16 protein-coding genes are annotated in these 13220 nt (G+C 68.2%); 5 read left to right on the plus strand and 11 right to left on the minus strand.

Features of this window, described 5'->3' with window-relative positions; translation table 11 throughout:
- Positions 1-65: 65 nt before the first annotated feature.
- Together DFO63_RS16805 and DFO63_RS16810 are read right to left on the minus strand one after the other, a co-directional pair.
- The gene (locus tag DFO63_RS16805; protein ID WP_119007395.1) at positions 66-491 is read right to left on the minus strand and encodes a hypothetical protein; all 426 of its coding nucleotides are present in this window, start codon (positions 489-491) and stop codon (positions 66-68) included.
- Positions 492-549: 58 nt separating this feature from the next.
- Positions 550-1620 (minus strand): aldo/keto reductase, encoded by a 1071-nt coding sequence (locus DFO63_RS16810; RefSeq protein ID WP_101766351.1) that lies wholly within the window; start codon positions 1618-1620, stop codon positions 550-552.
- 112 nt (positions 1621-1732) lie between these two features.
- Here DFO63_RS16810 and DFO63_RS16815 point away from each other — a divergent pair, with 112 nt between their 5' ends.
- Entirely contained in the window at positions 1733-2635 is a 903-nt protein-coding gene (locus DFO63_RS16815) for a LysR family transcriptional regulator (protein WP_101766350.1), read from the plus strand.
- Positions 2636-2759: 124 nt separating this feature from the next.
- On the opposite strand, the gene leuE is transcribed toward DFO63_RS16815, so the two are convergent.
- Positions 2760-3389, minus strand: coding sequence for a leucine efflux protein LeuE (gene leuE / locus DFO63_RS16820; RefSeq protein WP_119007396.1), 630 nt, complete (start codon positions 3387-3389; stop codon positions 2760-2762).
- A 15-nt stretch (positions 3390-3404) separates the two neighbouring features.
- A complete protein-coding gene (locus tag DFO63_RS16825) occupies positions 3405-4376 on the minus strand; it encodes a LysR family transcriptional regulator (RefSeq protein ID WP_049446833.1) in 972 nt (323 codons plus the stop codon).
- A gap of 91 nt (positions 4377-4467) precedes the next feature.
- Here DFO63_RS16825 and DFO63_RS16830 point away from each other — a divergent pair, with 91 nt between their 5' ends.
- Positions 4468-5475, plus strand: coding sequence for a zinc-binding alcohol dehydrogenase family protein (locus DFO63_RS16830; RefSeq protein ID WP_049446836.1), 1008 nt, complete (start codon positions 4468-4470; stop codon positions 5473-5475).
- A gap of 67 nt (positions 5476-5542) precedes the next feature.
- Here the strand turns inward: DFO63_RS16830 and DFO63_RS16835 are convergent, their stop codons facing one another.
- Positions 5543-6148 carry a glutathione S-transferase N-terminal domain-containing protein gene (locus DFO63_RS16835; protein WP_049446838.1) on the minus strand — a complete coding sequence of 202 codons (606 nt, stop codon included), beginning with the start codon at positions 6146-6148 and terminating at the stop codon, positions 5543-5545.
- Between the two features lie 55 nt (positions 6149-6203).
- On the opposite strand from DFO63_RS16835, the gene rmuC reads away from it, so the two are divergent.
- From rmuC to DFO63_RS16850, 3 genes are all read left to right on the plus strand, one after another.
- A complete protein-coding gene (gene rmuC, locus DFO63_RS16840) occupies positions 6204-7772 on the plus strand; it encodes a DNA recombination protein RmuC (protein ID WP_049446840.1) in 1569 nt (522 codons plus the stop codon).
- Positions 7773-7833: 61 nt separating this feature from the next.
- Positions 7834-8223 (plus strand): hypothetical protein, encoded by a 390-nt coding sequence (locus tag DFO63_RS16845; protein WP_049446841.1) that lies wholly within the window; start codon positions 7834-7836, stop codon positions 8221-8223.
- A 137-nt stretch (positions 8224-8360) separates the two neighbouring features.
- Entirely contained in the window at positions 8361-8906 is a 546-nt protein-coding gene (locus DFO63_RS16850) for a glutathione peroxidase (RefSeq protein ID WP_049446843.1), read from the plus strand.
- Positions 8907-9012: 106 nt separating this feature from the next.
- Here DFO63_RS16850 and DFO63_RS16855 read toward each other — a convergent pair whose 3' ends face one another.
- The 6 genes from DFO63_RS16855 to DFO63_RS16880 are packed head-to-tail and all read right to left on the minus strand — an operon-like array spanning position 9013 to position 13124.
- Positions 9013-10041, minus strand: coding sequence for a VacJ family lipoprotein (locus DFO63_RS16855; RefSeq protein WP_119007397.1), 1029 nt, complete (start codon positions 10039-10041; stop codon positions 9013-9015).
- Between the two features lies 1 nt (position 10042).
- Positions 10043-10354 carry an STAS domain-containing protein gene (locus DFO63_RS16860; protein ID WP_014039022.1) on the minus strand — a complete coding sequence of 104 codons (312 nt, stop codon included), beginning with the start codon at positions 10352-10354 and terminating at the stop codon, positions 10043-10045.
- Positions 10344-11006 (minus strand): ABC transporter substrate-binding protein, encoded by a 663-nt coding sequence (locus DFO63_RS16865; protein WP_014039021.1) that lies wholly within the window; start codon positions 11004-11006, stop codon positions 10344-10346. The genes DFO63_RS16860 and DFO63_RS16865 overlap by 11 nt, the downstream gene beginning before the upstream one ends.
- Positions 11003-11527 carry an outer membrane lipid asymmetry maintenance protein MlaD gene (mlaD, locus tag DFO63_RS16870; protein WP_119007398.1) on the minus strand — a complete coding sequence of 175 codons (525 nt, stop codon included), beginning with the start codon at positions 11525-11527 and terminating at the stop codon, positions 11003-11005. The genes DFO63_RS16865 and mlaD overlap by 4 nt, the downstream gene beginning before the upstream one ends.
- Before the next feature lie 59 nt (positions 11528-11586).
- Positions 11587-12336 (minus strand): MlaE family lipid ABC transporter permease subunit, encoded by a 750-nt coding sequence (locus tag DFO63_RS16875; RefSeq protein ID WP_005414955.1) that lies wholly within the window; start codon positions 12334-12336, stop codon positions 11587-11589.
- Entirely contained in the window at positions 12336-13124 is a 789-nt protein-coding gene (locus DFO63_RS16880; protein WP_014039019.1) for an ATP-binding cassette domain-containing protein, read from the minus strand. The genes DFO63_RS16875 and DFO63_RS16880 overlap by 1 nt, the downstream gene beginning before the upstream one ends.
- Positions 13125-13220 lie beyond the last annotated feature (96 nt).

Here is a 13220-nt window from a genome sequence, read left to right on the forward strand (position 1 = left end):
CAATTGTCAGCAGAATTCGAATTTACTCGAGGTCCCCCGGGTGTCTGGAACCCTGTCCCTGTAGTTCACGCCACTTCCCTGCCAGGCCAGTGGCAGCCGTCTTCCTGCCAGGCCTCGACGTCATCGTGGAAGGTGGTGCGACGCCCGTCGCGGGTACGCTCGTAGCTCAGGTCCAGCACCAGCGCGCCCTGCGTGCTCAGCAGGTAGCGGCCGTTGAGGCGCCCGTTGATGCGCTCTTCCCAGACGCTGTCGAACTGGTACGGGCGGTCTTCGGCCAGCACGGTGGTCTCCATCGAAACCCGGCGCAGCAGCAGGCGTTCGTGGTGCCCGGCGTAACGCACGTCGGCCTGGCCATCCTCCAGCCAGCGCCATTCCAGGTGGATGCTGTCGTTGCGACCGCCGCTCAGGCAACGATGGTCCTGCGCGGTGCCGGCAGACGCAGTGCCGGCCAGCAGCAGCAAGGGCAGGGTGCAGCGAGCCAACCGGACCATCCGCGCGCATCCATTCGAGAAGGGAGGGCCAGCATAGCCCGCCCTCCCTGCCACGGCCTCAGCCTCCGCGTGGCCGCAGGCGTGTACCGCCGCTCATCAGCATGCGCGGCAACGGCATCTGCAGGAAATCGTGCGGGAAGGCCGGCGCCACCATGCTGATCGCATCGAGGCGGGCCAGCGCCTCGGCGGGAAGCGCCAGCTCCAGTGCGGCCAGGTTGTGCTCGAACTGCGCCAGGGTGCGGGCGCCGATGATCGGCAGCGCGCCTGCGCCAGGTCGCTGCAGCAGCCAGGCCAGCGCGACCTGGGCCGCCGAACATGAGAGATCGGCCGCGATCTTTGCAACTTCCCCGGCGATCTGCAGCGAACGCGGTGTCAACGCGCCATTGATCAGGGCCACACTGCGGCGCGATCCGCCCGGCGTGGCCTGCAGCGACTCGGTGCTGGCCAGGTCAGCCGCGCTGTACTTGCCGGTCAGCACGCCGCTGCCCAGGGGGGACCACGCCACCACGCCCAGACCCAGGGCCTCGGCCATCGGCAGCAGTTCGTGTTCGACGCTGCGCTGGATCAGGCTGTACTCGATCTGCAGCGCTACCAATGGTGACCAGCCACGCAGATCGGCCAGGGTCTGCATGCGCGCGATCTGCCAGGCCGGCGTATCGGAGATGCCGGCGTAGAGCACCTTGCCGCTGCGGACCAGGTCGTCGAAGCCCCGCATCACCTCGTCCACGCCGGTGGTGTCGTCCCAGGCATGCAGGTACAGCAGATCCAGATAGTCGGTACCCAGCCGGCGCAGGCTGTCCTCCACCGAGCGCAGCATGCTCTTGCGATGGTTGCCGGCGTTATTGGGGTCACCGGGCACGGTAGCGAGGGTGTATTTGCTGGCGATCACCAGCCGGTCGCGCTGGCCCCGGGCAAACCGGCCGAGCAGGGTCTCGGCACTGCCATTGGTGTAGTTGTTCGCGGTATCGATGAAGTTGCCCCCGCGTTCGACGTAGCTGTCGAAGATGCGGCGGGCCTCGGCTTCGTCCGCACCCCAGCCCCAATCGGCGCCGAAGGTCATCGTGCCCAGCGCCATCGGGCTGATTCGCAGGCCGGAGCGGCCGAGCAGGCGGTAGTGGTCCAGCGACATGACAGGTTCCATCACAGGAAGGCGGGCATCCCGCCGGGAGGCACAGCATCTGCCGCCCGATCCTGTGGATAAACTGGATGGAACCGGACTCACCATGAAGGTTGGCTTCACAATGAATCCCTCCGCACCGTTGTCGGCGGTGGTCGCCTTCGTCCACGTCGCCGACAATGCCAGCTTCACCCGCGCCGCCGATGCGCTGGGCATCTCCACCTCGGCGCTGTCACAGAGCGTGCGCGCGCTGGAAGCGCGGATGGGGGTGCGCCTGCTGCAACGAACCACGCGCCGGGTTGGCCTGACAGAACACGGTGCGCGCTTCCTCGAGCGTGTACGCGGCGGGCTGGAGCAGATCGAGTCGGCGTTCGCAGATCTCGACAGCGCGCGCGCGGTTCCGGCCGGCAAGCTGCGCATCACCCTGCCGAGGATCGTCGCTGAGCGCCGGGTGCTGCCGGCACTGCCCTCGTTCCTGGCGCGCTACCCGCAGGTGGATGTGGAGCTGTGCGTGGAGCCGGCGTTGACCGATCTGGTGGCCGAAGGCTTCGATGCCGGCATCCGCCTCGGCGAATCACTGGCGCGCGGCATGATCGCGGTACCGATCGGGCCGCCGGAACGGCAGGTGGTGGTGGCCACGCCCAGCTACTTCGCGCAGCACGGCATTCCGGCCAGCCCGCACGATCTGCAGGGCCATGCATGCATCGTCCACCGTCGTGCCAACGGCCGCTTGATGCCCTGGGAGTTCAGTCGCGATGGCCACGACATGGAAGTGGAGGTTGATGGGCGGCTGGTGTTCAACGATGCCGAACTGGCCTATGCCGCCGTGCTGGGCGGGCTCGGCATGGCGCAGGGGTTCGCGTCACTGGTGGCCGATGATCTGGCGAGAGGGCGCCTGCAGGCGGTGCTGCAGGACTGGCAACCGCCGTTCCCAGGCTTCCACCTGTATTACCCCGCCCGCGAGCATATGGCGCCGAAGCTGCGGGTGTTCATTGATCACCTGCGCGCGGAACTGCACGGCGGGTAGAGACCCGCCTCATGAACGCCGACGGCGCCAGCGCCGACCAGGGTCGGCGACTACCGGATCCCGCGCTCTGGTAGATGCCAACCTTGGTTGGCAGATGTAGCGCCGAGCCTGCTCGTCTGCGGTATCAGCCGTTCAGCCCCAACCGGATGCCGAACCCCACCAGGAACAGGCCGGCCACCCGGCGCAGCGCATCGCTGACCCGCGGATGCTGGATCAACCGGCTGCGGGCCAGGTTGCCCACGCCGATCAGCATCGAGCAGTAGGCGATGCTGACCACCAGGATGATGCCGGCCAGCGCGGCGAATGTGGCGATGCCCTGGTGTGCCTTGGGATCGATGAACAATGGCAGGAAGGCCATGTAGAACAGGATCGCCTTCGGGTTGAGCAGGCTGACCAGGATCGCCTGCTGGAAGTAGCGGCCCGGCTGCATGCGGATCGGGCCAGCGTCACCGCCCTCGTGCTTGGGCGTTCGCAGCAGGCTGATGCCGACCCATACCAGGTAGGCCGCACCGAGGTACTGCACTGCGTGGAACACCAGCGGGTTGGCCTTGAGCAGCGCCGCCACGCCGGCCAACGCCAGCCACATCAGGATCTGGTCGCCGACCAGCAGGCCGGCCAGCGCGGTATAGCCGCCGCGCACGCCACCACGGCCGGTGGCGGTGAGCAGGGTGAAGGTGCCGGGGCCGGGCAGGGCGAGGAACACCAGCACGGCGACCAGAAACGTCCACAGGTCCTGGATGCCCATCCACGGCATGGCGGCGTTCTCTTGTTACGGGGGGCCGCCATTGTCGGCCAGTGCCGCCGTTGGCGACAGTGGGCGGGTCAGGCCATCGGGCATGCCAGACAGCAGCGGTTGCAGGTGCTGGCGCAGCTGCGCATGCAGTTGCCGTACCGCAGGCGAAAACTGCTTGCGGTGCGGGCATACCAGCTGCAGCGGGATGCTGCTGCCAACCCCGTCGAGCAGCAGCTGCAGGCGCCCGGCCCGCACGTCTTCGCGCAGGTCCAGCCAGGACTTGTAGGTGATGCCTTCGCCGGCCACCGCCCAGCGCCGCACCACGTCGGCGTCGTCGCAGACCAGCGGGCCGCGCACCGGAATCACCGTGCGGCGTGCGTCGACCTCGAAGGACCAGCGATCGTAGGCGCGGCCATTGAGTTGATAGACCAAGCAGTCGTGCTCGCGCAGATCCTCCAGGCGCGTGGGCGTGCCACGCCGCTGCAGATAGCCGGGCGAGGCGGCCAGCACGCGCCGGTTGCCTTCCAGCAGCGGAAGGGCGACGTAGTTGGCGTCGTCGAAGTGACCGATGCGGATGGCCACGTCGACCGGGTCGCGGAACACGTCGGCCACCTCGTCGGACAGGCGCAGGTGCAGGCGCAGCCGCGGGTGCGCGGCGCGGAACGCACTCAACCACGGCAGCAGCAGGTTGCGGCCGAAGTCCGACGGCGCCGACAGCTGCAGGGTGCCGTGCAGTTCGGCGTCTTCGCCCTGCACGCGGGCCTGGCCCTCGCGCAGGGTCGCCAGTACCTCCTGTGCATAGGGCAGGTACAGCGCGCCTTCGCCGGTCAGGCGCAGGCTGCGGGTGGTGCGCACGAACAGGCGCAGGTCCAGCTCGCGTTCCAGCCGTGCTACCGCCGCGGCGACCTGGCCGGGCAGCAGATCGGCTTCGCGGGCGGCCTGGGAGAAGCTGCCCAGCGCGGCAGTGCGGACGAACAGCTGCAGGTCGTCGAAGCGGATCATCTTCATTGTTGGAGTGAAAGTGCTGCCCGATTCTGCACCTTTCTGCGGGGGTGCGCGCGGCGCAACCTGTCGCCTCCTTTCCCACTGGACCGCTGCCATGCGCGCCATTGCCTACACCCACGCCGGCCTGCCGATCGATGATGCCCGGGCCCTGATCGACATCGACCTGGCGCTGCCGCAGCCCGGCCCGCGCGACCTGCGGGTGGCGGTACGTGCGGTGGCGGTGAACCCGGTCGACACCAAGGTCCGCCGCAACATGGCCACCGACGGCCCGCGCGTGCTGGGCTGGGATGCGGTCGGTATCGTCGAGGCGGTGGGCAGCGAGGTGACCCTGTTCCAGCCTGGCGATGCGGTCTACTACGCCGGCGTGATTGACCGCCCGGGCAGCAACGCCGAGTACCAGCTGGTGGACGAGCGCAGCGTCGGCCGCAAGCCGGCCAGCCTCGACGATGCCGCCGCCGCCGCACTGCCACTGACCGCGATCACGGCGTGGGAGTTGCTGTTCGATCGCCTGCGCATCCCGGAGGGCGGTGGCGAGGGCCAGACCCTGCTGGTGATCGGTGCTGCCGGTGGCGTTGGTTCGATCCTGGTGCAGCTGGCGCGGAAGCTGACGAAACTGACTGTGATCGGGACCGCCTCGCGTCCGGATACCCAGGACTGGGTGTATGCGATGGGCGCGCATCACGTGATCGACCACAGCCTGCCGCTGGCCGAGGGCCTGGCGCGGCTGGGCATCAGCGAGGTGCAGCACGTGGCCAGCCTGACCCACTCCGACCAGCACTACGCGCAGATCGTGGAACTGCTGGCGCCGCAGGGCCAGCTGGGGCTGATCGATGATCCCGGCCAGGTCGATGTGATGGCGCTCAAGCGCAAGGCGTTGTCCCTGCACTGGGAGTCGATGTTCACCCGGCCGCTGTACCGCACCGCCGACATGCAGCGCCAGCACGACCTGTTGAACCGGGTGGCCGAGCTGATCGATGCCGGTGTGCTGCAGACCACCCTGGGCGAGCACTTCGGCCGCATCGACGCGGCCAACCTGCGGCGCGCCCATGCGCTGCTTGAAAGCCACCGCGCCAAGGGCAAGATCGTGCTGGAAGGCTGGTAACACCGGTTGTTCCCGCGCCCTTGGGGTCAGATCCCTTTCCCCTTGGGACAGGGATCTGACCCCTGCCTCAGCCCACGCCGTTGTCGACGTGTTCGGTGAAACCCGGCTGCTGTCGCAGGCGTTCGAACCACGCCGCGACGTGTGGCAGCACGGGCTTGTTGCCGGGCGTGCTGCGCCAGCGTTGGGTCGATAGCCCGAGCACGATGTCGGCCAGAGTGAAGGTGTTGCCCGCCACGTGCGAATGGCCACCGGCCAACTGTGTGTCGAGCACGCCCATCAAGCGGTTCCACTGCGCCAGGCTGGCCTCGGCGCGGGCGTCATCCGGATAGTCCGGATGCTGGCGCACACGCGCCATGAATACATGGCGCCAGGCGCTGTTGAGGTCGCTGGCCTGCCAGTCCATCCACTGCTCGACCCGGGCGCGGTCCTGCGCCGTACCGGGCAGCAGGTCGTCACGGCCAGCGCGTACGGCCAGGTAGCGGCAGATGCTATTGGATTCCCACAGCACGAAGTCGCCATCGCGCAGTACCGGCACCTGCCGGTTCGGGTTCAACGTGGCCAGCAGGTCCGCAGGCGGTTCTGGCTCGTGGTGAAGTGGCAGGTCGAGGTCGGCGCACAGCCACAACACCTTGCGCACGTTGATGGAGGTGGGCTTTCCGTACAGAGCGAGCATGGGGGCTTCCGGGGCGGACCGACCCAGCCTAGCGCAGCGGGGCTAAACTGATCGCATGAATATCGAAGTCCTCTTGATCCTGGCAGTGGTCCTGCTGCTGGCGACCCTGGTCACGCTGTTGCTGCTGTGGCGTCGCAGTGCCGGCGGTGCACCGTCCGGCGAACTGCAGCGGCAACTGGACAGCGAGCGCGAACAGCATCGCCTCGCCCTGGTCGATGCCGGCCAGCTGCGCGGCCGCCTCGATGCGCTGGGCGCTGAACTGGAAAACGAACGGAGCCGCAGCCAGCAGCACGCACAGGCCGTCACTACGCTGACCGCCCGGGTGGAGCGCGAAGCGGCGCTGTCGGCCAGCCGCGAAGCACAGCTGGCCGAACGTGAAGCGGCCCTGGCGCAGGCGCGCGCTGCCGTTGCGGACACCAGCAGCGAACTGCAGCAGGCGCAGCAGCGCTACCAGCAGCTGCACGGTGAACATGCCCGCGCGGTGGCCAATCTGCAGCACTCCGAACGCGCCAGTGCCGAACTGCGCAGCTATCTCGATACGGCCAAGGAAAAGCTGTCCGGCGCCTTCGCCGAACTGGCCGGCAAGGTGTTCGACGAACGTGGGCAGCAGTTCGAGAAGAACGTGCGGCAGGCGACGGTGCAGTCGCGCGCGGATATCGAGGGACTGCTCAAGCCGTTCGCCGACAAGCTGGGCGACTTCCGCACCCGCGTCGATACCCTGTATGGCGAGGAAGCGCGGCAGCGCGCCAGCCTGCTGGGTGCGGTGGGCGAACTGAAGACGCTCAACCAGGACATGGCCGCGCAGGCTTCGGCGCTGACCAACGCGCTGAAGGGCAATGCCAAGGTCCGCGGCGACTGGGGCGAGCTGATGCTCGACAACGTACTGCGCGGATCGGGCCTGGAAGAGGGCGTGCACTACCAGCGGCAGAAGCATGCCGTGGATGACGAAGGTGCGCGCCTGCGACCGGACGTGGTGGTGCAGTTCCCCGACGAGCGCAGCGTGGTGATCGACAGCAAGGTGAACCTGATCGCCTGGCAGGAAGCCATGAATGCCACCACCCCGGAGCAGTCCGAAGACGCCTTGCGCCGGCACGCGGTTGCGCTGCGCCAGCACGTGAAGGACCTGGGCGAGAAGAACTATCCGAAGGCGTTGGGCAGCGAGACGCTGGACATCACCATCGCCTTCGTTCCCATCGAAGGTGCCTTGTCGGCCGCACTGGGCGCCGATGGCAGCCTGCAGGCGTTCGCCTTCGACAACCGCGTGGTGTTCGCCTCGCCCAACACCCTGATGGCGCTGCTGCGCGTGGCCGAGCGCCTGTGGACGCGCGACAAGGTGCAGAAGCAGGCGCTGAAGATCAGCGAAGCCGGTGGCCTGGTGCTGGACGCGCTGACCGGGTTCCTGCAGGACTTCACCGCCATGGGCAAGAAGCTGGATGATGCCGGCAAGGCCTACGCCGATGCGCGCAATCGCCTGATCGATTCGCCGCAGTCGGCCATCAGCCGCGCCCGTCGGCTTGCCGAACTGGGCAGCAAGGCCAAGCGCGCGCTGCCACCGGAGCTGACCCCGGACCCGATGCAGCAGCTGGGCGCGCCGGAGGAGGAGGAGGACGGCAATGCGGGCTGACACGTCCCGTGCACCTGCGCCTGGCTATGCTGGGCGCCCTGGGTCCGTGGCGGGTATCGACATGCGCTTCCGCTCCTGTGCCGTTCTTCTCCTCGCTGCGTTACTGGCTGCGTGCAGCAGCACGCCCCCGGTTGCCGACACCACCACGGCCGCTCCCACGCCGGAAGCCAGCGAGGCCTACCGCGAAGCACGTGACGTCGACTGCCAGGCCGCCGGCGGCACCCTGCAGCGGCTCGGCCGCCTGCAGCGCGAGCAGTGCGTGATTCCCTATGCCGACGCCGGCAAGGCCTGCAGCCGCAAGAGTGACTGCACGGGCCAGTGCCTGGCCGGGGGCGAGGTGGCGCCCGGTGCTGTGGCGTCCGGTACCTGCCAGCGTGATGCCCGCCAGAACTTCGGGTGCCGCCAGCGCATCGATGACGGCAAGGCGCAGGGCACGATCTGCGTGGACTGATCGTCGTGCCGGCCGCTGGCCGGCAACCGCATGAACCCCCGGGAACGATCGCAGCATTGCCGGCCAGCGGCCGGCACTACCGGCGTCGCGCGGCGCTATGCTGGTGGGCCATTCCCCGACGTAGCCGGAGCCCCCGCGTGAGCACCCCGATCCAGGACATTTCCCTCACCACCATCGACGGCCAGCCGTCCTCGCTTGCCGACTACCAGGGCAAGGTGCTGTTGCTGGTCAACGTTGCCTCCAAGTGCGGCCTGACCCCGCAGTACGAAGGCCTGCAGGCGCTGTATTCGGAAAAGCACGCGCAGGGCCTGGAAGTGCTGGGCTTCCCCGCCAACAACTTCCTCGGCCAGGAGCCGGGCAGCGAGGCCGAGATCCAGCAGTTCTGCCAGCTCACCTACGATGTCAGTTTCCCGATGTTCTCCAAGATCAGCGTGGCCGGTGACGACACCCACCCGCTGTACCAGCAGCTGACCGCTGCGCAGCCGCAGTCGATCGGCGAAGGCCCGCTGCGCGAGCGCCTGGCCAGCAAGGAGATCCCGATCCATCCGGCACCGGCGGTGCTGTGGAACTTCGAGAAGTTCCTGGTCGGCCGCGATGGCAAGGTCGTCGCCCGCTTTGCGCCGGACGTGGCCGCCGATGATGCGCGCCTGCGCGAGGCCATCGAGGCGGCACTGGCGGCCTGATCGGCCGGGGTCGGATCCCTTTCCACGGGAAAGGGCTCCGACCCCACCCGCAGCGCCAAAGAAAAACCCCGCCGAGGCGGGGTTTTTCATGCGCTGCAGACCGGACTCAGTGGGTCCACTGCGGCATTGGCATCGCATCGACCGGGATCGGCGAATTGGCATCGTCGTGGCCGCGGTCGCGCTTGCTGCGCAGATCGTTCTCGATCTGGTAGTTGCGGCGCTGCATCCAGGCATCGCGGACCAGGGCGTATTCGTCCACTGCGGTGTCGCGCAGATCGTCGATCGCCAGCAGCTGTGCGCGGGTGTCGACCAGCTGCAGGCCCTGCAGGCCGATGCGGATCTTGTCTTCCTCGATTCGGCGCATCGGCGACAGCGGGATGTCACCGGCCAGGCCGAACACATCGCGCACGGTACGCGGGCCGAAGAACGGCAGTTCCACGTAGCGCGAACGACGCCAGCCCCAGGCACCCAGGGTCTGTCCGAAGTCTTCATTGCGACGCGGCACCATCGCCTTGCTGGCCGGATCGAACAGGCCACCGATGCCCAGCGTGCTGTTCATCAGGAAGCGGCCGAGGCTGTCCCACGCGTCGGCACCACGGCCCTGCAGCAGCTGGTTGGTGATGGTCACCGGCGCACGCAGGTTGCTGAAGAAGTTGCTGACGCCGGTACGCGCGAAGCGCGGCACCACATGGGTATAGGCGGTGGCCAGGGGACGGGCCACGCCGCGGTCGACCGCGTTGTTGAACTTGTGGACCTTGCGGTTGAACGGTTCCCACGGATCGTAGGCCGCCGCACTGCCGGTGTTGCCGGTGCCGCCATACAGGGCATCGAAATCATCGTCGCCAGCGGCGGCGGTGGACGCTGCGGTCTTCGGTGCGGTCTTCGGTGCGGTGGCCTCCGCGCCCTGCGGCGCAGCCGTCGGCGACGATGTGGCGGGCGCCGAAGGATTGGCCACGGGGGCGACCGGAGCAGCGTCGACCACGCCGGTATCGGCCGTTGCGGCAGGCGCTTCGGCAGCAGGGCTGGGCGCAACCACGGTGCTGGCGACCGGCGCATCGCTGCGCGCGGGCTTGCCGGCACAGGCGGTCAGGGCGGTGGCCAGGACGATCAGGGGGAAAGTGCGTACGACGTTCATGTCAGCTCGCAGCAGAAGTAGCGTTGAAATCCAGGTCGGGCGACAGCCGGTAGGCTGCGCTCAGCTCGTTGTAGCCGGCCGGCGCGCCGGAAATGGCCAGTGCATGGCCGGCCTTGCGTGCACGGGCCGCCAGTTCGGCCAGCAGGGCCAGGCCGGCGCTGTCCACGCGCTCGACCTCGCCCAGCTCCAGCCGCGCCAGCTTGGCCGGCAGGGCCTGCAGCTGCGGCCACAGCGCGATCACCGCGGCACGGTCGAGCACCCCGCGCAGGCGCAGGGTGTCGCCTTCCAGCAGCGCCAGCGCGTTACTTGCCATTGCCCGCGGGCCCGGCCTGCATGCTGCCGCTGTGCAGCTCGCTGGCCACCTGCTTGATGCCCTTCTGGCGCAGCGGGGTGTCGAACTGGTTGCGGAAGGTCTGCACGTAGGAGATGCCTTCGATGTTGACGTCGAAGATCTTCCACTGGCCGTTCACGTTGCGCATCCAGTACTCGACCGGGGTCGGTTCGCTGCCGGCGCGCACCAGTTCGGTGCTCACGCGCACGCCGCGGTTGCCCGGCAGCGGGCTCTCACCCTTCAGGCGGAAGCTCGGCTTGCCCTGGATGTTGAGCAGGGTCGAACCGTAGCGCTGCATCAGGCTGTCGGCCATGGCATCGGCGAACAGCTTGATGTCGGCATCCGAGGCGCCGCGGGCGTGCGGGCCCAGCACCAGGCGCGCGGCGTAGTCGCGATCGAAGGTGCGGTTCAATTCGCTGTCGATGTAGCTGCGCAGGCTGGCCGGGTTGCTGCTGAACTCGCTCCGGCGCTGCTGCAGGGTGGTGAGGATGCGCGTGCTGGCATCGATCACCACCTTGCCGGCCTGGCCCTGCGTCGCGGCAGCGGCGGGGGCGGCGGCCTGGGCTTGGGCGAGGAACGGCGTGGCCAGCAGCAGCGTCGAGGCGAGCAGGGCCGGGATCAGTTTCATCTTCATGGTTGCGGTTCCGTTGCAGGCGCCTGCGCGCCATCGTTGGGCTTCTGGCCTGCGCCACCACCGGCGCCGCCACTGAACATGTACTTGCCGACCAGCTGGATCAGGTCAACCGCCGGCTGGGTGAAGACGATCTCGTCACCGGCCTTGAGCACGTACGGGTCACCGCCCGGCTGCAGACCGATATAGCTCTCGCCCAGCAAACCACTGGTGAAGATGCCGGCCGAGGTGTCCGCCGGCAGGTCCTTGACCTTGCTGTCCATGCGCAGGGTCACGATGGACTCGAACTTCACCGGATCCAGGTCGATCGAGGCGACCTGGCCGACGGTGACGCCGCCGATCTTCACCGGCGCCTGCTTGCGCAGCTGGCCGACCTGGGAGAAGCGCGCCTTCAGCTCGTAGCCCTGGCTGCCCCAGCTCCAGCGCTGGTTGGTCGAGGCCACGGCCAGCACCATCAGCGAGGCCAGGGCCAGCAGCAGGAAGGCGCCGACGGAGAATTCGAGTCTGGGACCGCGGATGGCCATGTGGATTACCTGATCGAGTCGTGGTGGCCGCGCGCGCCTGCGCACCGCCGGTGGAGGGGTTAGGTGAACAACATTGCCGACAGCACGAAGTTGAACATCAGCACCAGCAGCGAGGCGTTGACCACCGCACGGGTGGTCGCCACCGAGGTGCCCTCGATGGTCGGCTCGGCGTGGAAACCAACGTAGGCGGCGACCAGCGCGGCGGTGCCGCCGAAGATCGCCGACTTCAGCATCGCCACGCCGAAGTCATCCCAGAAATCGACGCTGTTGCGCAGCGCCGACCAGAACACGCCATTGTCCAGGCCCAGCACGTGCACCGCTTCGAAGTAGCTGGCACTGATCGCCAGCGAACAGAAGATGCCGGTCAGCAGCGGCACGGTCAGCACCGCCGCCCAGAAGCGCGGCGCCACGGCCTTGGCCACCGGGTCGATCGCCATCAGCTCCAGTGCCTTGATCTGGTCGGTGGCGCGCATCAGGCCCAGTTCGGCGGCGATCGAACTGCCGGCGCGGCCGATGAACAGCAGCGCGGTCAGCACCGGCGCCAGTTCGCGGTACAGCGACAGGCCGAGCAGGGTCGACAGCGCGTCGGCCGCACCGAAGGTGGTCAGCGTGCGGTAGCCCTGCAGGGTCAGTACCAGGCCGACGAAGGCACCACCGACAGCGATGATCGGCAGCGAGCGCGCGCCGATCTTGTAGATCTCGCGGGTCAGCTCGGCCAGGAAATCACGGGTTGGCAGCGAACCACGCAGCACGGTCAGCGAGAACAGGCCGGCGCGGCCCAGCGAGCGGGTGGCTTGGACGAACGGCATCAGGCGACCCTCGCGCGCGGCGCGGCATCGAACGGAATGGGGCCATCGGGCTGGCCATGCAGGAACTGCCGCAGCAGCGGGTCCTGGCTGGACTGCAGCGCCTCGGGCGTGCCCTGGAACACGATGCCGCCATTGGCAATGGCGATGACCTGGTCGCAGATCGGCAGGGTCTCGTGCACGTGGTGGCTGACGATGATGCTGGTCAGGCCCAGGCTGTGGTTGAGGCGCTGGATCAGGCTCATGATCACCCCCGAGGCGATCGGGTCCAGCCCGGTCAGCGGCTCGTCGTAGATCATCAGCGGCGGGTCCAGCGCCAGCGCGCGGGCCAGCGCCACGCGGCGCGCCATGCCGCCGGACAGTTCGCGCGGCCAGGCATCGGCCGCGGCCAGCAGGCCCACCGCATGCAGCTTCATTTCCACCAGCCGACGCAGCACGGCGGTCGGCAGGCGGGTATGCGTACGCAGCGGCAGCGCGACGTTTTCGGCCACAGTGAGGTCGGTCAGCAGGCCATTGCCCTGCAGCAGCACACCCACGCTCTTGCGCATCTCCAGCAGCGCGCCGCTGTCATGCGGAATCGGCTTGCCGAACAGGGTGACCTCGCCGGCGACCGGACGCAGTTCGCCGGTCAGTGCCGCCAGCAGGGTCGACTTGCCACTGCCGGACGGACCCAGTACCGCGGTGATGCTGCCCTTGGGCACCTGCAGCGACACGTCGCGCAGGATCGTGCGCCCGCTCCGGTCGATGCGGACGTTGGATAACTGCACCAGACTGGAGGTGGAAGCCGACATGGGCACCATTAACGTTTTTTAGACATCGAAGGATCGGGCCCGTCGGCTGAACATAAGCAGACTGGACGGTCCAGTATTGTGGCACGGCAAGACCCT

Source organism: Stenotrophomonas sp. AG209 (genome assembly GCF_003550055.1).
Taxonomy (GTDB): Bacteria; Pseudomonadota; Gammaproteobacteria; order Xanthomonadales; family Xanthomonadaceae; genus Stenotrophomonas.